18 protein-coding genes are annotated in these 19987 nt (G+C 39.9%); 9 read left to right on the forward strand and 9 right to left on the reverse strand.

All coding sequences use genetic code 11. The features are described from left to right. Positions 1-43: 43 nt before the first annotated feature. From ACFQ3Q_RS10975 to ACFQ3Q_RS10995, 5 genes are all read right to left on the reverse strand, one after another. Positions 44-2041 carry a hypothetical protein gene (locus tag ACFQ3Q_RS10975; protein ID WP_380745765.1) on the reverse strand — a complete coding sequence of 666 codons (1998 nt, stop codon included), beginning with the start codon at positions 2039-2041 and terminating at the stop codon, positions 44-46. 285 nt (positions 2042-2326) lie between these two features. After that, positions 2327-2893 carry a biliverdin-producing heme oxygenase gene (locus ACFQ3Q_RS10980; protein ID WP_380745767.1) on the reverse strand — a complete coding sequence of 189 codons (567 nt, stop codon included), beginning with the start codon at positions 2891-2893 and terminating at the stop codon, positions 2327-2329. Continuing rightward, on the reverse strand, positions 2890-3453 hold the full coding sequence (locus ACFQ3Q_RS10985; RefSeq protein ID WP_380745769.1) for a response regulator: 564 nt from the start codon (positions 3451-3453) through the stop codon (positions 2890-2892). The genes ACFQ3Q_RS10980 and ACFQ3Q_RS10985 overlap by 4 nt, the downstream gene beginning before the upstream one ends. Before the next feature lie 49 nt (positions 3454-3502). Next, on the reverse strand, positions 3503-5719 hold the full coding sequence (locus ACFQ3Q_RS10990; RefSeq protein WP_380745771.1) for an ATP-binding protein: 2217 nt from the start codon (positions 5717-5719) through the stop codon (positions 3503-3505). A gap of 3 nt (positions 5720-5722) precedes the next feature. After that, complete coding sequence (locus tag ACFQ3Q_RS10995; RefSeq protein WP_380745773.1) at positions 5723-9370, reverse strand: CheR family methyltransferase; 3648 nt, start codon at positions 9368-9370, stop codon at positions 5723-5725. Between the two features lie 365 nt (positions 9371-9735). On the opposite strand from ACFQ3Q_RS10995, the gene ACFQ3Q_RS11000 reads away from it, so the two are divergent. The 5 genes from ACFQ3Q_RS11000 (at position 9736) to ACFQ3Q_RS11020 (ending at position 13722) form a co-directional block, all read left to right on the forward strand. After that, a complete protein-coding gene (locus ACFQ3Q_RS11000; RefSeq protein ID WP_380745775.1) occupies positions 9736-10512 on the forward strand; it encodes an MlaE family ABC transporter permease in 777 nt (258 codons plus the stop codon). 3 nt (positions 10513-10515) lie between these two features. Continuing rightward, a complete protein-coding gene (locus ACFQ3Q_RS11005) occupies positions 10516-11277 on the forward strand; it encodes an ABC transporter ATP-binding protein (protein ID WP_380745777.1) in 762 nt (253 codons plus the stop codon). A gap of 7 nt (positions 11278-11284) precedes the next feature. Beyond that, the gene (locus ACFQ3Q_RS11010; protein ID WP_380745779.1) at positions 11285-12277 is read left to right on the forward strand and encodes an MlaD family protein; all 993 of its coding nucleotides are present in this window, start codon (positions 11285-11287) and stop codon (positions 12275-12277) included. An 88-nt stretch (positions 12278-12365) separates the two neighbouring features. Beyond that, complete coding sequence (locus ACFQ3Q_RS11015; protein ID WP_380745781.1) at positions 12366-13205, forward strand: universal stress protein; 840 nt, start codon at positions 12366-12368, stop codon at positions 13203-13205. A 10-nt stretch (positions 13206-13215) separates the two neighbouring features. Beyond that, positions 13216-13722 carry a hypothetical protein gene (locus ACFQ3Q_RS11020; RefSeq protein WP_380745783.1) on the forward strand — a complete coding sequence of 169 codons (507 nt, stop codon included), beginning with the start codon at positions 13216-13218 and terminating at the stop codon, positions 13720-13722. Here the strand turns inward: ACFQ3Q_RS11020 and ACFQ3Q_RS11025 are convergent. The 3 genes from ACFQ3Q_RS11025 to ACFQ3Q_RS11035 are packed head-to-tail and all read right to left on the reverse strand — an operon-like array spanning position 13719 to position 15154. Further along, positions 13719-14465: an LOG family protein gene (locus tag ACFQ3Q_RS11025; RefSeq protein WP_380745785.1), complete on the reverse strand. Its 747-nt coding sequence runs from the start codon at positions 14463-14465 to the stop codon at positions 13719-13721. The genes ACFQ3Q_RS11020 and ACFQ3Q_RS11025 overlap by 4 nt on opposite strands. An 11-nt stretch (positions 14466-14476) precedes the next feature. Then, positions 14477-14740 carry a zinc ribbon domain-containing protein gene (locus tag ACFQ3Q_RS11030; protein ID WP_380745787.1) on the reverse strand — a complete coding sequence of 88 codons (264 nt, stop codon included), beginning with the start codon at positions 14738-14740 and terminating at the stop codon, positions 14477-14479. A gap of 3 nt (positions 14741-14743) precedes the next feature. After that, positions 14744-15154, reverse strand: coding sequence for a hypothetical protein (locus ACFQ3Q_RS11035; protein ID WP_380745789.1), 411 nt, complete (start codon positions 15152-15154; stop codon positions 14744-14746). A gap of 269 nt (positions 15155-15423) precedes the next feature. Between ACFQ3Q_RS11035 and ACFQ3Q_RS11040 the strand changes: the two genes are divergently transcribed. After that, entirely contained in the window at positions 15424-16479 is a 1056-nt protein-coding gene (locus ACFQ3Q_RS11040) for a response regulator (RefSeq protein ID WP_380745791.1), read from the forward strand. A 421-nt stretch (positions 16480-16900) separates the two neighbouring features. Beyond that, entirely contained in the window at positions 16901-17389 is a 489-nt protein-coding gene (locus ACFQ3Q_RS11045; protein ID WP_380745793.1) for an Hsp20/alpha crystallin family protein, read from the forward strand. 31 nt (positions 17390-17420) lie between these two features. On the opposite strand, the gene ACFQ3Q_RS11050 is transcribed toward ACFQ3Q_RS11045, so the two are convergent. Next, entirely contained in the window at positions 17421-18050 is a 630-nt protein-coding gene (locus ACFQ3Q_RS11050; RefSeq protein ID WP_380745795.1) for a WG repeat-containing protein, read from the reverse strand. A gap of 155 nt (positions 18051-18205) precedes the next feature. Between ACFQ3Q_RS11050 and ACFQ3Q_RS11055 the strand changes: the two genes are divergently transcribed. Both ACFQ3Q_RS11055 and ACFQ3Q_RS11060 read left to right on the forward strand, forming a co-directional pair. After that, positions 18206-19060, forward strand: coding sequence for a universal stress protein (locus ACFQ3Q_RS11055; RefSeq protein ID WP_380745797.1), 855 nt, complete (start codon positions 18206-18208; stop codon positions 19058-19060). 73 nt (positions 19061-19133) lie between these two features. Further along, complete coding sequence (locus tag ACFQ3Q_RS11060; RefSeq protein ID WP_380745799.1) at positions 19134-19985, forward strand: universal stress protein; 852 nt, start codon at positions 19134-19136, stop codon at positions 19983-19985. Positions 19986-19987: the final 2 nt, after the last annotated feature.

The following is a 19987-nucleotide window of genomic DNA, read 5'->3' on the forward strand; positions in this document are numbered from 1 at the left end:
ACCGGCGATTGCTCTTATCTTAAGTTGATTATTCTAAAAATCATTATTCAGGCACCGAAGAAGCGGTTACCTCCGGATTATAGACTCTTGAGTCCATCATTAATGTATTTTGCACATTAACATCAGAAACCGGGTTTGTATCGATCTTTGCGACTCCCGCCAGTACTTTGGTATTTGTAGTGTCATAAAATAACGGAAAATCATCCGGCCCCGGTTCTATTACAGAAGCACAGGCTATTGTGAGCTGATTTATTCCGTCCATAATCGGGTGTTCCCTGTTAGAGGCAGACGGCAGTGTTGTGTAACCACAATCTATATAGCCTCCCGTATTAGTTAAAACAGCCCCCATACTCAACAAGAATTCATTTTCCACATTTATATAAAAGTAGAATTGTTCGTGTTCCCCAATAAAAATGATTCTTCCTCCTTCAGCGGCAAAAGATTTCAATTCATTAATCTCAGCTGCAGTATAAGATATAGTAGGCATAACCAAAAAGATCGTCTTTATATCTGAAGCTATATTGGTTAAATCACCCCCTGTTGAAAATAGGTCCTGTATAGAAAAACCTTCGTTAGTAATTACAGAACGCATAGTAGCCCATCCATTATCATTACATTCCCCATTGGAGTAACACCTGGCATTTCTTCCCCTGTCTATTAAAACAACATCACCATTATTACGCTGGCCGGTGGTGGTGAAATTAACCAGGTTCTGAACAAGTTTTACATTATCAGCATCGGCCATACTGTTATTATCAAAGATATTTATATCGTTAAATACCACCACATCTCTTCCCGGCACCTGGATGCTTTCACAGCCTTTTTCATCTACCGCCACTCCTTCATCGGTATCCGGACATTCGTCAATTCCATTGGGAACGCCATCTCTGTCACAATCATCCTCAGGGTCATTTGGATCACATTCCCCTGATGGAAGATCACATCCGTTTTCCTGAACAGGAGTTCCTAACATTGTATCAGGGCATTCATCTATCTCATTTGGCACACCATCCATATCACAATCTGCATTAGGATCGTTGGCGTCACATTCTCCCCCATCGTCATCTCCGCAATTGATGAATACGTGTTCATATTCTACTGAAGTACCGTCATCGCCAAGTAACATATCTACCTCGTTCCAGCTTAATGAACCACTCATCATATGATCTCCGGCTGTACCGTAGCTTCCGGGCCAGTCTGCAAGAGTCAGCTCATAGTATAAGTATGGCGTATCTGCTCCTTCTCCATCCTGTGGTCCCGGAACAGCTATACATAATGGATCGGCATACCAGTCTCCGGAGTCATCATCTTCGGTGTTTCCGGTTGCAGGCATCAATCCCTCATAGATCAAAGTACCTCCGTTATCAGGATCACCATACCAAACATTCAGGTTATAGTTAGCCGTATAGTGTCTTCCGCTGTCACTGCAGTAGTTCGCAAAGAAGCAAAGCTCGTAAAGCACTTCCGGAATGATATCGAAGAACTGGTATCCATAAAGGTTTACTTCCCTGTCATCAAAACAGATCACCTCTACATCTACATACTTCTTGGTTCCCGCACGCAGGTCCCAGATCATATCTAAAGGATCTTCAACAAATTGTGCATATTCACTGCCTTCTTTTGGTGCTGCCCAGATCACGCTTCCCGGAGAACCGTTATCGTCATCCCAGACCAAAAAGTCGGTGAGGGTCACTGCTACTGAGGTTTCTCCTGAAGGTATCGGGATCTCAAGCGCTTCATCATAAGCCGTAAAAAGCCCGTCATCATCAGACAAAATTTCAACAACCACATCTACCGGAGTATTCGATGACCCGTAGGTAAGGGAGATCTGTGCATAGGCCGGTGCATTCTCTGAACAGGCAGGCGCATCCTGTCTTACCTGGGCCCTGTTCAGCATATCGTTTAAAACAGGTCCAAAGGTCAGCACCGCTACCTCATCAGACACAGGATTGTCTACCATCTGGGTCTCATCCTTACTACAGGAAGTCAGCAATAAGGCAAATACAGCCGTAAAGGCTAAATAATACTTCAAAGTTTTCATAATTCAATATTTGGTGGTTAATAAATTACATAGTCCTGTCAGCCAGGAGAGTTATGAACTCCGGTGTATTTAGTTTTAAGCACTTTGGGATAATGGGTAGGGAATAGCTGGAAAACTATCTTAATATCTTTTTGGCAATATTTCCAGCTTAAAATTATGTAAAAATGAAAGGGGTCGAACTAGGGGTTTTTTAGTATTTATCCTAGATGACAACGTGGGATATTATTAAATAAAAAAAGCAGAACCGGTGGCTCTGCTTCTTAAATATCTTTAGTGGTATGAATTTCAGGAATCAACTCGCCCTTCATCCATAGTAAATATATCTCCGAAAAAACTAAAGGTCTCTTTAGCTTTTTCAGCTGCACGATCTTCTTCATCCTGCGTAAATGCTTCTGACTTAATGTCCTTCAGAAACCTGTTCCAGGGTTTTACATTATTGCGGTCTCCGTTAAAAAAATGATGCTCTTCTATTTCCTTAAGCTGCTCACAATTTTCTAACTCCTTTGCAATAAACATTCCTCCAAGTGCAGAACCCTCTATCACATATGCCGCTCCTAAAGCTTCACTTTTACAGGTACATTTAAACGCGTCCTGAAATTGAACCAAAGCTTCAGTGGGATCTATGTTCAAATTGAATAAATCTCTTTGTAACCTCTTAACCCGGTTAGCCTCCGGTGATTTATAATAAGGAGATATGGCATCTTCTACAATAGAATAAGCCAGGTAATTTTGAAGTAAAAGCAGTTTATACTCTTCAAGACTTATCTTATGATCCATAATCCTGGATGCAAGATTATCTTTTTCAATTTGTTTATGTAAACTTGCAGTATCCTCTCTTAGTCGGTTTATCATTCTTCCTCGTCTTCTTCATCCATTTTAAAATCGCCGATGGTATCCTTAATCTTGCTAATATTTTTAAGCTGTTCACTATTATCAGCATTTAAGTTATCCAGATAATTATAGATCTGGTTCACTGCGATCTTGTTTTGTCTCACTTTTTCACGAACATCTTCCCTTGCAACCATATTGAATGCTACCTTCTTTAATAAAGGCTTCAATTTTTCTTCGAGGTTATGAATATGCTTCTTTAGAATATAACCAGTGGCCCCGGCAAGAATAGTGTTGGCTGCCAGCTCTTCATCATTGATAGTTCCGGTAAGGAATATAAAAGGGACATCGGGATCAATAGACTTTGTCAGCTCCAGAATTTCGAGCCCATTACAGGTAGGCAGATTATAATCTGAAATCACCACATCTGGCCCAAAATTTACAAGATGGCTCCTGCACCCCTGAAGATCTTCTGCAACCTTTACTTTTGGGTCTCTTACCAGCTTTTTCAACTGCCGCTTAATAAGAACCACATCTGTTTTCTGATCCTCTATTAATAGTATGCGAAGAGAAGTATTTATCATCTAGGTCATTTCCGCAAATATACATAAAATTGGAGCGCAACAAACCTCCTTAATTCAGGTAAAAGTTAAATTTTGCACCTTTGCCCGGCTCACTTTCAACCCAGATTTCTCCTTCGTGTTTTTCAATAATGCGCTTTACAATAGCCAAACCAATTCCGGTACCCTTATAACCGTCTCCTGCCAATCGTGAAAAAGATTCAAAGATTTTATCGTGATATTCAGAAGCAATGCCGATACCGTTATCCGCTATAAAAAAGACATTTTTTCCATTAACCTTCTCAGAACCTATTTTGATCTGTGGGGCTTCGATTTTTGCAGAATATTTAAGGGCATTGTTCATTAAATTAGACCATATCTGGAAGATCATTTTCTTATCTCCCTTAATAAAAGGCATATCCTCTTCCACCATAATCTCTGTCCTGGGATAATTCACCTTAACATTGAACAATTCAATGATTTCTGAAATTATGGTGTTAACTGAAATCTTCTGAGCCCTAAGCTCTCTGGAATTCATCTTCGAAAATGAAAGGATATCATCTATTAAGTTTTCCAGCCTTCCGGTAAGACCAAGAATGGTATTTATCAAGTACTGTCCTTCTTTATTAAGGTTTGAAGCATAATCCTCCTGCAGAATTTCAGCATAGCCCTTGATCCCTCTTAAAGGAGCCTTCATATCGTGAGACATCCCGTAACCGAAAAGCTCCAGTTCCTTATTCGCATCTAACAGGCGTTCATTAAGCTCGTGAATTTCGTTTCTTTGTTTTTCAACAATTATATGGCTGATATCTTCCCTTAGGCCTTTTGCAGCACTTAACTCATAACCCTTCCAGGATTCAGAAATCCCGGTTAACTTTTGAGACCACTTTTCAAAAGATTTCCTTGGGCTTAATCTTTTCTTTGCTTCGTTATAGGTAACTTTCTTTTCAGGATTACCACCCCAATCCACAACCTGCACCAGCTCCGGCCTGAACCAGACCAGATATTTATTTTCTGTGACCCTGATACTTAATAGCCCCGAAATCAGCTTAGAAACTGATTCATCAAGTTTTATGAAGCTACCAAGATTTTTAGTGAAAAACATATCCTCCTCCTGCTTCCGGATCAACTCCTCAACCAGTTTTTTTATGGAAGCTTTGGCTGGGACCTTTTTCCCAATCATAATAGTCTCTTCCTCCCATATGATAGCCCCGCCACTACACGACAATAATTCTGTAAAGACAGGAGAAGCCTCTATTAAGGCATCAGGAATTGTATTAGCTTCCTTCATTTTCACAATAAGCTCATTTCTGAGTTTATTGGTTTTATCAGTCTTTTTCAGGAACTTATTTGTTTCAATAAGTGAAAGCTCACTTGAAAACATTTCGGTGAGAAAGCGATAACTTTCCCGCTCATAATAATTTATAAATTTTGCAGAGTAATGATGACACGCGATGAGGCCCCACAATTTACCATTCACGATGATAGCTGCGGTAAGCGAAGCTCCAACATTCATATTCTGAAGGTATTCTATATGAATTGGGGAAACTCCTCTAAGCTGAGATCTCGAGAGATCTAAAGGTTTTCCTGTGACCGGAGAAAGTTCCGGGCTAATAGATACAGGATCATAATTTACATCGGCAATGATCCTAATGGGGTGTTTTAAAAAAAGTTTGCGGGATTGGGCAGGAATATCACTCGCGGGATAATGAAGTCCCAGCCAGCTTTCCAGCTCTTCTTTTTTTTCTTCGGCTATCACCTCTCCATTCCACTCTTCATCAAAGCGGTAGATCATTACCCGGTCATAATCAAAGAACTCCCTGGTTAGTCTGGCAACTTCACGGCAAAGCTCAGGCGCATTTTCCTGAACTTTAAGGTTATTGAGCACTTTTGTCAGCTGTCTTTGAAAAAGATAAGGATCGTGCAGTTCTCCTAAAGGCTCAATATCCAAAATGAGATTCTCCTCAGAGCGATGGGCGAGTACAATAAACTTTTTCCCGTTTATTTCCAGTTCTTCCGGCAATAGAGAAGTTTGCTGCTGAAGTTTTTCTGCCAGCTTTTCCGCAAAAGAATCCCCCACGATCTCCTGAACAGGGCGCCCCAGAATATTATCTGAAGAAATGCCTAAAATGTCCTTTGCATTACTCCCGGACTGAATAACCTCAAGACTTTCAAAATATACTGAAAGTATAAGCCCGTGAGATTGAGATTTTCCAATTATATGAATCGGTTCTTTGTCACAATTGGAAATATCAACATTATTAGGATACAATTCAGATGAATTGCGCATAATTTATTCCGCTTTTAATTTAAAGTAGAAGGTACTACCTACACCCTTCTGAGAATCTACCCAAATAGTCCCCTCATGTAAAAGCACGATCTTTTCTACGTGGGCAAGTCCTACCCCGGTACTTTCTTCATTCAGCTTCTCATCTTCGTGGCGAACTCGGTTAAAAATGGTAAAGATATTTTTCTGATCTTCTTCAGAAATACCAATTCCGTTATCCATTATGGAGAATACCCAGTATTCTCCTTCTTCATAAGCCGAAATTCTTATCTCGGGATTTTTGTTACCAGGAGTATATTTCAGGGCATTACTTATCAAATTCTGGAACAAGAGTCGCAATTCGATCTCGTAGCCCATAATCTTTGGCAGAGCACCAGTATGGATCTTCGCCTTGGTGTCCTTTATTCTTTTTCCAAGATCATATTTAACAACCTCAACAACCTCTTTGGTATCTACCAGTTGTTTCTCACCGTTACGCCCAATCCTGGAATGCTCGAGTAAAGCCTTGATCTGCGCAGATAAACGATTGGATGCCTCCTTGATATAGGAAATATAATTTCTCCCTTTTTCATCCAGTTTATCTGAATAGATCTTCCCGAGTACGTCACTACCAAATTTAATGGTTGAGAGCGGCTCCTGAAGATCGTGCGAACAAAGCGAAACAAACTGTTCCAGGTCATTATTGGCTCGTTCCAGGTCACTTTTCTGTTTCTTAAGCTTTAATTCGGCATTCTTTATCGCCGAAATATCCACACAGGTATATCTTACCGTAATGATCTTATCATTTTCATCCTTTTCGGCTGTCGCATTCAGAATAACCGGCAGCACCTCCCCAGATTTGGTAAGCATTTTCTGTTCGAGGTTTACCACTTCTCCGGTTTTCTTGAATTTCTTATTTGTCTTAAGAGCCTTAATCTGAGCCTCTTCACTGTAAAGGTCAAAAATAGGAAGTCCCAGCAGGTCATCCTTAGACTCATAACCGAGTTTTGAAACCGCCATAGCATTGCATTGAACGATCAATGAGTTCTCCGGGTTTACACTTATGTGCATTACCGGATCTTCTTCATAGAATGACTTAAAGCGCTTTTCACTGGCTATAAGCTTTTCTTTAGACTTCTGAAGGGTCTCAATATCTATAAAGGTGATCACAACCCCATCTATTTTGCCTTTGGAATTGTGATAAGGAGAGATCCTTCTTAAATAGTGGAGGCCGTCCTGGGCAACAACGGATTTTTCAAGGGTTTTACCCTCTCTCAAAACTCTTTTACATCGCTCAATAAGATTACTACTACCAATATTGGAAGTGAAGTGACTAATTGGGCGCCCTTCATCTGAATTTAGAAAACTGAAATGTTTCTTGATGGCAGGTGTGAATTTCCTGATAGCAAGCGATGAATCAAGGAAGATAGTACCTATTTGAGTACTCTCCAGAAGGTTGTTCATATCTGCATTCAGTGCCGCAAGATCGTCCATCTTCTGAACATTCTCCGCATTTACAGTATTGATCTCTTCATTTACACTCTGCAGCTCCTCGTTGGTACTTTGCAGCTCTTCGTTAGAGGCAAGAAGCTCCTCGTTAGCCGCCTGTAATTCTTCGTTGCTGGTTTCTATCTCCTCCAGGGAATTCTGAAGTTCGTGCTTGGTTTCCTTTAATTCTTCTTCCAGGCTCGAAACATATTCCTTGGTGCGGTTAGTGAGCGTAAGCTTGTCTATGGTATTAGTGTCCTCTACGTTAATTTCCTTCTCTACAAAGGTTACCACATAATTGGTTTCATCCATACCATATTGCTGATCAAAAGGCGATATAATGATATCCACTCCTTTCTTTTCTCCGTTATGGCTGAAAACAGCATCCTGGTAGTAGACCTTTTCGTTAGATTTCTGAGATTTCTTGAGTGTGGTCTGTAGGATGAACTTAAGATCAGAATCAAGCATATCCATCAAGTTGATAGAGAAGCCGTTCACAGGAAGATTTGCATACTTTCTGAATTCACCCACAGCCTGCAGTATATTGTACTCCGCATCTATCAGGATACTGGCTCCGCCGAACTGCTCCATAATACTATGGTTAAGTTCCAGCCTGAGCCTGTCTTTCACGGGATTCTGAACCGTCCTGCTGGGCCTTTCGGTTTTATTCTTAGGCTTAACCTGTTTTTCATAGGAAGAATGAGAGATCCCCGATTCCAGTCTCTTCTTAGGACTAATATTCTTATATATCTTCCATTTACGATCTATTTCGCTGAAACTATCTTTGTGACTACTTACGCTTTCACTGGTTCCAAGCAATAAGACCCCATCCTGTTTAAGAGAATAATGAAGTACGTTAATGGCCTTTTTCTGGATAGCCGGCTGAAAGTAAATAAGAAGATTTCTACAAGCCACCATATCCATATTACTGAATGGCGGATTTTTAATAATGTTATGTTTGGAGAAAATCACCATACTGCGGAGTTTTTCCACAACCTGGTAATTATTGGGCTTGGAAAGGAAGTATTTAACCAGGTAATCAGATGGCACATCGGCCACTATACTTTCAGGATATATTCCTTTACTTCCTATATCAAGGTGTTTTTGTGCAAGGTCTGTAGCAAAGATCTTTACTTCCAGTCTTTTATCCTGTTTTTCCATCTCCTCATTCACGAGCATCGCAAGCGAATACGCTTCCTCTCCCGTACTACAGCCTACATCCCAGATCTTTAGGGTCTCTCCGTTAGTCTTAGACCTGATAAGTTTAGGAAAAACATCCATCTTCAATATTTCCCAAACCTTTTCGTCTCTAAAAAACTTGGTTACCCCAATCAGGAACTCGCGATATAAAATTTCAACCTCTCCCTCCTTAGATTTCAAAAAACTGAAATATTCAGACAAGGACCTGCATTTACATACATTCACCCTTCTGGCTACCCTTCGGGCAAGAGTAGAGTGCTTATACTCTCTAAAATCAAGTCCTGTTTTCTCATCAACAAAATGAAGGATCTTATTTAGTTCGCTCTGGTCATACTCTACATCTCCATCCTTAAAATGAAAAACAGAAGGCGCATTTATAAAATTACGCAGTTCAACCGCCATCTTTTCTACAGGTAATACATAATCTATAAGTCCGGTACTTATAGCACTCTGAGGCATTCCGTCAAATTTCGCCTCTTCCGGATCCTGCACCATCACCATCCCGTCATTTTCCTTGATGGCCCGCGCTCCCCTGGTTCCGTCACTACCGGTACCGCTTAAAATCACACCTATAGCCTTCTCCTTTCGCTTTCTGGCAAGGGATTCAAAGAACTTATCTATTGGTAAATTAAGGGTCTGATCCTTGGGCTTATCCAAAAGCTGAAGTGTCCCGTCATCTCCGAGAAGCAGGTTGTTCACGGGTGGGATAAGGTAGATATGACCCTGCTCAATTTCCATCCCTTCCGTAATTTCCATAATCGGCAGGCTGGTGTTCTTTTTAAGCAATTCTCCCATCATACTCTTATAATCAGGAGAAAGATGCTGTATAACTACATAGGCACTCTTATCATCCTCAGGAATATTTTGAAAAAATGATTTTAAGGCCTGAAGCCCTCCGGCACTTGCTCCAACCGCGATAATCCGCGCCTGAGCTTTTTCGCTTGTTTGATTTTCTATATCCGAAGGTAAGTTATTGTTCTTGGTCATATTCTTTAAGATAGAAATCTATAGTAGGTATAAAAGATTCTTAAGTCGTCGAAATTAAAATTTAAATCCAACATCTTTTATACCAAAAAAAATTTATTATAACAATTTTTGATGTATTTCTTACACAAATTGCGCGTTTAGGGCCAAAAAAGACCTCAAAAGTTAATTATATCTTAATAAAAGATGTGAAAAGCTAATTTTTTGTTAAAAAAAGAACTTAATTAAGTACGGGTCGTACTTGGATGTTTAACCATAATTAGTCCATATTTTTGCTTAAATTTAAGGATTCCACCACAAATCTTAACAATAGCTGAGAATTATCATTGCCGCCCCTTTAGGACTCAACTAACTTTAAACTAAAAACTATGCAAGGGGCATTTGGTTCACAAAATAAAGCTATTGCTTTCTTCTCTGAAATAGGGGCCCTGTCCTACTTTGCGGCCAGATTTTTCAGGGAAGTTTTCTCGCGTCCTTTCGAATTCAGAGAGTTCCTTAAACAATGTTTTAATATGGGGAACAAATCCCTGTTGCTTGTTGGAGTGACCGGCTTCATTCTTGGTCTTGTATTCACCCTCCAGTCACGCCCTACCCTACTGGAATTTGGTGCCGTATCCTGGATGCCGTCAATGATTAGTATATCGATAGTGCGGGAAATAGGCCCTGTGATCATCGCCCTTATATGTGCGGGAAGAATAGGTTCCAGTATAGGGGCTGAACTGGGCTCTATGCGGGTAACCGAACAGATTGACGCTATGGAAGTATCGGGTACCAACCCCTTTAAATTTCTGGTAGTGACCCGCGTTTTAGCAGCCACATTAATGCTGCCTATATTGGTGATCTTAGGCGATTTTATTGCCCTTCTTGGTTCTGCCTTGATTGAAAACTTTAAGGGACAGGTCTCATTTTTGCTGTACTTCAATCAGGCTTTTGACGCTCTGGAATTCAGCGATCTGATCCCGGCGACCATTAAATCTTTCTTTTTCGGTTTCGCCATAGGGCTGGTTGGATGCTTTAAAGGCTACAACAGCAGCAAGGGAACCGAAGGTGTGGGAAGAGCTTCCAACTCGGCTGTTGTGTTCACTTCATTACTGCTTTTTATAATAGATTTCATCGCGGTATTTATTGCCGATATAATTTACTGAGTTATGGAGCCTGTGCAATCAAATAATAATGCATCCGGAAAACCCGTAATAGAGATCAATAATCTTTATAAGGCCTTTGGTGACCAGAAAGTACTTAACGGCTTCAGTTTAGAACTCCTTGAAGGTGAGAACCTGGTACTGATGGGCAAGTCGGGCTCCGGAAAGTCTGTAATGATCAAGTGCCTGGTTGGACTTATGGAGCCCGACAACGGCACCGTTAAGGTTTTGGGAAAGGATATCTCCAAACTGAAGCATATAGAGCTTGATGAATTAAGAACACATATTGGATTTCTTTTCCAGGGCAGTGCTTTGTATGATTCTATGACGGTAAGAGAAAACCTGGAATTCCCACTAAGGCGGCATACCAAGAATATGACCAATCGTGACAGGGAAACAAGGGTTCGGGAAGCGCTTGAGAATGTTGGCCTGCCTAAAACAATGGACCTGATGCCCGCTGAACTATCAGGCGGAATGCAACGAAGGATCGCCTTGGCGAGGGCCCTTATTCTTAAACCCCGAATCATTATCTATGATGAACCTACTACAGGTTTAGACCCGATTACCGCCAAGGAGATTATCCTGCTTATGATGAACATACAGAAGATGTACAGAACCTCCTCCTTGATTATAACCCACGACGTGGACTGCGCCCGTGTGATCTCGAACAGGATGATTCTTCTCCTGGACGGAATCAACTATGCCCAGGGAACTTTCAAAGAACTCTCTACCTCAACCGATCCTAAAATACAGGCATTTTTTAAATGATCTCATTATGAAAAAGAACAACTCACAAAACCTGAAACTGGGAATATTCGTAATAGTGGGCCTTGTCCTATTTACACTTGCAGTTTACCTGATAGGCAACCGGAAAAACCTGTTTGGAAATACCACTCAGATAAGCTCTGTATTTAAGAACGTAAATGGCCTGCAACCGGGGAATAATGTGCGCTATTCCGGCGTGAACGTAGGAACCGTGAAGAGCATTTCAATTCTTAACGACACCAGCATTTGTGTTGATATGATCATTTCAGAAAAAACCATTGGACTTATCAAAAAGAATTCTCTGGCCACCATAAATTCTGACGGGCTTGTTGGAAGTATGATCGTGAACATTCTGCCCGGTGAAAAAGGGGAACCGGCAAACATCAGGCCGGGAGACACCATTACCTCCATAAGTAATATCGCGACTGCCGATATGCTGGCAACTCTAAATACTACCAACGAGAACGCGGCTTTGCTTACTGCCGATCTGCTAAAGATCACCAAAGCAATCAATGACGGGGAAGGAGTGCTTGGAGGGTTGATAAAGGATAAAGAAATGGCAATAGAATTTAAGAACAGTATTTCTAATCTTGAGAAAACCACGGCTTCAGCGGTACAAACCATAAACAGGATCAACCATTTAGTGTCTTCTATAGAATATGACGAAAGCCTTGCTTCGGTTTTGCTAAGTGATACGGCTTCAGCTGACAAAATGGAAATGATCCTTGAAGATCTCAACCATTCGGCTAGTGAGATTAAACTTATGACCTCCAATCTCAACAGCTTTTCGGAAGAGATCAGGCAGGGAGACGGTGCCTTGAATTATGTAATAAAAGACACAAGTTTTGTAAACAATCTGGAGAGCACCATCAGGAATGTTGAGGAAGCCAGCGAGAAATTTAACGAGAATATGGAAGCCTTAAAACATAACTTCTTTTTCCGTGGTTATTTTCGAAGGCTGGAAAGACAAAAAGAAAGGGCAGCCAGAAAAAACCAGGATTGACTTCCGGGAGTTATGAGTTTAAACCTGATCAAAATCATTCTTTAATCCTCTCTCCGGCACTAACTTTATTCAGCTATAAATCATAGAAATGAAAAAGATCATCTGCTCCACCGACTATTCTCCGAATTCAGTATCGGCTTTAAAATATGCTTATGCCCTTTCCCGGCTTATAAAGGCAGACCTCATCCTTTTACATGTCTACCCTCCTTCAGAAGTCAGGGGTGGTGTGACCTCCCACGGAAAAAAAGAAGCCCTGAATATCCACCACAAGAAACTGAAAACCTTTTGCGAAAAACACCTCGAGAAGGATTTTGACAGCCTGAATATCTCCCTAGCGGTGGTCCCGGGCCCGAATGTGCCCCATTCCATCCTGGATTTTATTAGGGATCTGGATGTGTATATGCTGGTTATGGGGGCCTGTGGAACCGGAACCTTAAAAGAACTCATTATGGGAAGCACCACTAAAGAGATGCTGAGTATCTCTCCTTTCCCTGTGCTTGCTGTTCCGGCAGAATTCAGTTTTAAGTCCTTAGATAAGGTGGTTTACACCACTATGTTCGAGGAAGAGGACCTCAACAATATTGCTGAACTTGTAAAAATCACGAAGCCCTTTAAAATGAAGCTATATGTGATTCACGTGACCAATAAAGATGAATTACTCACCAGAAATGAAATGGAGGAGTTCAAAGCCCGGATATCAAAACGTATCCATTATGACAACATACAGTTTGAGATCGTTTTTTCTGATGATGTCTTTGAGACCTTGAAAAGTACGATAGAAGAGATTCATCCGGATATGGTTGTCATGCTTGAAAGAAGAAACCGCACCGAGTTAAGTAATATCCTGCACCGGGACAAGGTGAAAAGAATGCAGTCCTGTACTAAAATTCCATTATTAAGCTATACGGCCTCGCACTTGAATGAATAAAACAAGCCTAATGAAAATAGAACATCTGGAAGAGCGGATAGGAGAATATCTTAATTCTATAAAAACAGTGGTAGAAAAACGTATCTATTGGAATTCTACGCTTAAGCCGCTGGTGATCCGCATTCTCAAAAAAGCCGAAAAAACCTATCTGATAGGCTGGAAAGTACAGGAACTTAACTGGATACATACCAATGAAGCAGTAAATATCACCTTCAACTCCTTCCCGCCTGGCCTCATCGAAACTACAAACCAGATTCCGTCATATCAGTTTCTTCAGGGGGGCTCTTTAGTATTTTCCCAGAAATACAACGGAGATGTCGAGATTTTTGTCATCTTCCCTCAGGTTGACAGCATCACCGACCCCTCCGGTGAAATGAAAGACCTGGGAACTTATGCCCCTAACTCTATCACTGAAAAACTAATCATAGAAAAGCTGGATGACTTCCTGAGGGAAATGATACGTTGGGAAGTTCCTTTAGTGATTTCGGGCGTTGGGTTTAAGAAAACCGAAAACTAAGAAAGTCTTTCTCCAAGCCACCATTTCTGTTTTTTACGCCTTTTAATTAATTTATAGCGTTCTATTGCGTGCTCCTCAATATAGCTTACCATTTCCTCTACAGAGTCGGTAAAAAGAAGTTTATCCAGGTCAGATTCGTCTATACTCCCCTTCTCCTTCATCATTTCTATATGCTTCATAAGATCTGTATGGTAATCCTTACAAAATAAAATCACAGGGAACTGATCTATCATTTGGGTTTGTATGAGCAGCAGCGACTCAAAGAATTCGTCTAAGGTACCCAGCCCGCCTGGCATCACGATAAATGCATAGGAGTATTTTACCAGGAGCACTTTTCTAACAAAGAAATAAGGAATATTTATCCAAACATCTAGATACGGGTTAGGGACCTGTTCTTCCGGTAAAACAATATTACAACCTACTGAATAGCCTCCTGCCATATAAGCCCCTTTATTTGCAGCCTCCATAATCCCGGGGCCTCCCCCGGTCATCACCGTGAAGCCCAGCTTTGCAAGGGCAGCCCCGGCTTCTTCCGCTTTTTTATAGAACAAAGAGTCCTCCTGAAATCTCGCTGACCCGAAGACGGTTACACAGGGCCCCAAAAAATGCATCTTTCTAAAGGCCTTTACAAAATTCCAGATGACCTTAAAAACAAAGAGTAACTCCCTGAACCTCGAACGGGGGCCCTCTAGGAACCTTCTTTCTTCGGTTAAAACGGGTAATTTTTTCTTTGGCTTGAGCATAATACAGGAGTTTAGAAATTAGACATCCTCCAGCGTTTAAGATGCGGAAGTATCTTAATTATATCCTGCGCCTCTTCAAGGCTTATTTCATTGTGTTTTTCTGCCCTTTCAAGAAGGTCTACCTCCAGTTGATGAAGGCTAAGAGAGTGGTCTTTAAACTCCCCGTTGTCAAAACAATTTCGGCAATAGTCATTACTGAGCGAAAGATCTCTGTTATGACCACGATTAGCTTCGATTAAAGGAAATCCGCAACTTTGACATACCTCGGTTATCATAATTCAGGTTTGAAGAATTGATTTTAATTTAGACAGCATAATAAGCTCAGACTTATTCTTACCCGCAAATGAAGAGGCAATAGCATCAGCCGTCTTCCAGATCAGCTTATTTACTTCCTGGTCAAACAGCTGTTCGTGCTCCATTTTATAGTCTTTGAATTCATTAAAAGCCTCATTAGCATCGGGGCGATTGTCTTCCAGCCAGTCTAACATCACCTCCATCTGGTAAGCTTCGTCTGTCCCGAACTCATCCATAGAGCCTTCCAGGCCAAGCCATTTGGTCTTCACGATTTTCTTTAATGACTTTACCTCCTGTTCTCTCACTACTTTATCGGCAGCCGCAATAGCGTAAAAAAGTTTGCCCAGGTTTTCATAAAACTTTTCAGCGGCATATGTACTCGGTAATTTTTTCATCAGGATTGTTATTTTAGGTAATCTTTTAAAATTACGCAGAATACTCTCATCGTTTAATGACAATTATCACTTTACAGGCTGAATTATCACTCCCAAATTCAATTTGAAGCCTGCACTATTGAAAAATACTATGTATCTTTAAGTCAGAGTTTTGACCTGAATCAAATTGTTTTTTATCATTTTTAAATGATAAACCGGGTTGCCCAAAATACCAAGCCTGAAACACCTGCGTTTTTTATCTAAAGATTACATTTAAAGCTTTCTTTTCTATGAAAAGTATCTTGCTAATAGAAGATGATAACACCCTTAGGGAAAACATCAAAGAGCTCCTGGAACTCAAAGGTTACAGGGTCTATGATGCCCCTAACGGAGAAAAAGGTGTGGAAAATACATTAAGGTATTTACCGGACCTTATTATTTGTGATATTCTGATGCCTGTAATGGATGGGTATGAGGTGTATGAAATACTGAACAATAATAAAAAAACACGGCAGATCCCTTTCATATTCCTTTCAGCCAAATCTAATCCTGAAGATGTTCGCAAGGGGATGAATTTAGGTGCCGATGATTATCTAACCAAACCCTTCAAGGAAGAAGACCTGATAAGCAGTATTGAAAGCCGACTGGCGAAATATGCGATTTTAACCGAAAATCAAAAACGACAGCGGGGTTCAGGAGATAGCCCGGGCCCGGAAGTCTCCTCTCTTCAGGAATTGAGAAATTATTTCAGAGAGCAAGGACAAGTACTGGAATTAAATAAAAACTCTGCGGTTTACCGGGAAAGAAAGAACGCCGATTTCATCTATCTCATAGAGGAAGGACTTGTAAAAACTCACCGGATGGATGAATATGGAAAGGAACTTATTACCGGAATTTACAGGGAAGATGATTTTTTCGGCTTCTACTACTTTAAAGATGTCTCTACCTACCCTGAAACTGCAACGGCCCTGGAAGATTGTTTATTCTACAGGATCTATAATTCAAATTTGAGTGAAATACTTTCCTCCAGTCACGATCTCACCATAGAGCTTGCCCAGTTGTTATCTGACAATCTTTCGATCCTGAAAAATCATTTACTGGAAATGGCCTATGCCTCGGTCCTTAAAAAGACCACTAATACGATCCTTAATTTTGCTGAAATTATGAAGGCTCATCACGCCGATGATATTAAGATCTCCAGGAGTGATCTGGCCAGTATAGCGGGAATATCTACCGAAAGTTTTATACGGAGTCTCTCGAGTTTAAAAAAAGAAGGCCTTATAGATATTGAAGGCCGAAACATTAAGATCCTGGACCTGTCAAAATTGCAAAAAGTACGCTGGTAATTTAACAGCCAAATATTTGTTAAAAACTGATTTACTGATATTTATCACCAATTTTAGAACAAAAAAAGTGGTATTTTAGTGAAGTAAAAAATCAGTATAGTTTTATACAAAAAGACAATTTGATTTTTAAGTACATTGTTGGAGTTAAAAATCAAGTTATAGGAGATAAAAAAGGTACTGCGTAACGTGATATACAAATTTTACTTCGTGTAAGATCACTGATATCAATCAAGAGTTTGTAAGTACACTTTATATCTTCTAAGGAAACAGGAAGCAATGGTTTCCTGTTTCCTGTTTTATAGCCTTTCTGTTCCCACTTCCCGTCCATTTTTTTCCTGATTTTTGTCATTTTAAAAACTTAGTATCTTCATTAAATTAGGACCATTAAATCACTGATTTACAAACCTTAAAACTTTAAATTATGTCATTAGCCAAGCCCACAAAAAAACGCAGGTCACTACTTAGTGAACCTTTTATGAACCAGGATCCGTTCTTTTCAGACCTTTTTGATACTCGCCGTGGTATCTATAATTTAAACAGAATCCTGAATGGAAATTTTGACGAAGAATTCAACTTCTCCCCTGCGGTGAATATTAAAGACCAGGAAAAGAATTATATCGTTGAGATGGCCGCTCCGGGACTTTCCAAAGAAGATTTTGAAATTAATATTGATGATGGCATCCTTACCGTATCTGCTAAAAAAGAAGAAAAGAAAGAAGTGAAAAAAGAAGACTTTGTTCGCAAAGAATTCAGCTATAATTCTTTTACTCGATCTATGAGCTTACCAGATAGCATAGATGAAGACAAGGATGTAAAAGCTCAATATAAGGACGGAGTACTTAGCCTTAATCTTCTTAAAAAAGAAGAATCGGTAAAACCAAAGAAACATAAATCTATTAAGGTTTCTTAAAAAAAACGGGCTCTTTAAATAGCCCGTTTTTTTATATTTTGAAAACTTCCCAGGTTTTTTCAGGTCCCTTCACGGCAATAACATCTTCCGAAATATATTTGGCTTTTATAGAAGGTGCTTTTCTTAACTTCTCTTTAGAAAGCGAGACCGGAAACGGCCCGGAAAGGTATTGTAACGCCTTACCATCCTTATCTATTAGAACCACATCATATTTATAAGAAACCACTTTTTTATCCAACACATCATTTCTTCCCAGATATTCTTCATCGATCTTTAGTGCCAGAGCCTTATCGTTTTTAAAGTTGGAAACATTCAAAAAGACAGGTTTTATTGCAATATTTCCCCTTTCATCTATAAACCCGTAATAAGGAATATCTTCTATGGTCTTTTTGATGATACTTCTGTTATCCTGCATTAAAGGATATTTCTGGGCTTCTACTCCCATTTCATTCTGATCTTCTGTTTCCTTGTTATGGATAAGATCTTTTCTAAAATCAACGACCAATTCTCCGGAAGAATTTATAAACCCCCATTGGCCTTCTTTATGAACCGCGGAATATCTATCATTCATAGGGGCAATATAATCCAGTTCTCCTAAGGTCTGTGAAAATGCAAGCAGCGGAAAAAGAATCAGCATCGCTGTAATAAACTGAAGTCTCATCTCTCTGTATTTAATGTTATGAACTTCAATTTAGCTTTAAACTCCAATAAATAAAATGATAATGATCACCTGGTCAGCTCAATACCTGTCCTCTGACATTCGTCATAGTTTTAAGCCCGTTAATCCCCTAATTTTAATTCTTATAATTAAAAGCGATGAGAAAGATTGTAATTCCTACCGATTTCTCGGTCAATGCCTTCAATGCATTTAAATATGCGGTAGACCTTTTCAAATATGAGAAAAGCGAATTCTTTGTGGTACACGCCTATGCTGACGAAGTTTACGACCAGGAAGTAATTTTAAGCAGGGAATTAATGGAGGAGTTAAAGGCCAAAACATTAGAACGCACAAATAAAGAACTGCAATTACTATTGGATAAAATAAAGGAGTACTCCCCTAACCCCAGGCACAGTTTTAAAGCGATCTCCACCTTTGGGTCTTTGGTAGACGGGGTGAACCACCTGATCAATAAAGAAAATGCCGATGTAGCTATTATGGGGACACGTGGTAAGACCAATGACAGGAGCATTTCCTTTGGCAGCAATACCCTTCAGGTATTAAAATATGTACAGTGCCCGGTGCTTAGTATCCCTGAAGATTTTGAATATAAGAGACCTGAAAAAATGTTGTTCCCTTCCAATTTTCTTATACCCTACCAGAAAAGAGAATTGAAGCTGGTAGCAGAACTGGCAAAATCCTACAGGTCTGAGATCCATATGATCTATATCTCAAATTTCCCAGCCGATTCCTACCGGCAAAAGGATAACCAGATAATACTAAAAGAGCAGTTTCACGAGTCAGATTTCTATTTTCATTGTGTAGATGAAGGCGACAAGTTAGAGATCATTAAAAAGTTCATTAAGGATCTTGAGATCGACCTGCTTATAATGGTCAATTCCAGACATACATACCTCGAAAGTATACTTTACCAATCTACTATAGATAAAATAGGCTTACATCCAAAGATCCCGTTTTTGGTGTTGCAGAACTATAACCGGGAGTGCACATAAAGCGTTGTATTGCTGACAATTATCATATAAAAGCAGGAAAAAACGGACTAATTTTATTAAAAACCGAAGAACGATGAAAAGGATACTTCTGCCAACCGATTTTTCGCTTAACTCCTTTAACGCGATAAGTTATGCTCTTCAGCTTTTTAAAGATGAAGAGATAATATTTTACCTGCTTAACACTTATACTCCCATTCTATACGACAACGATTATATTCTTTATAATGCAACTCAGCCCAGCCTGGAAGAGATCTACAAAACCAATTCGGTTAAGGGACTGGCAAAAATGATTAAAAAGGTTAAGCAAAGATTCCCTAATGCTAAGCATCGGTTCGAGCAAATTTCAGCTTTCAATATGCTGAATGATGAAATGCAGAAACAGGTAAGGGATAAAAATATAGACCTTATCGTTATGGGCACCCAGGGAGCAACTGGTGCAGACGAGATCCTTTTTGGCACACACACCGTTCACGCCCTGCAAAAGGCTATTTGCCCCTTATTGGCGATTCCTTCAGAATATGAATATGAACCTCCCAAGAACATTCTTTTCCCTACAGATTATGAAATAGATTACAGGGAAGACCAATTGAGCATGATAAGGGAGGTTGCAAAAATATCCAATTCCAAGCTACATATCCTCAATATCATTACCGGTCGGGCTCTTGATGAAGACCAAGAAAGGATGAAGAAGGTTTTGGCTGAAAAACTAAAGACTGTTGCCCACCAGTTTTATAGTATAGAAAAGAGAAATGTTCCCCAGGGTATTTCAGATTTTCAAAATGACCACCCTGTTCAAATGCTGGCTATGATCAATAACAAACACTCATTTTTTGAAAACCTGTTATTCCGGCCGGTCATTAATAAGATAGGCTTTCATGTTAAAGTTCCTTTTTTGGTAATACCATCTGGAAAATATAACCCCTGAAA

It is taken from the genome of Salegentibacter chungangensis (assembly GCF_042678405.1).
Lineage (GTDB): Bacteria > Bacteroidota > Bacteroidia > Flavobacteriales > Flavobacteriaceae > Salegentibacter_A > Salegentibacter_A chungangensis.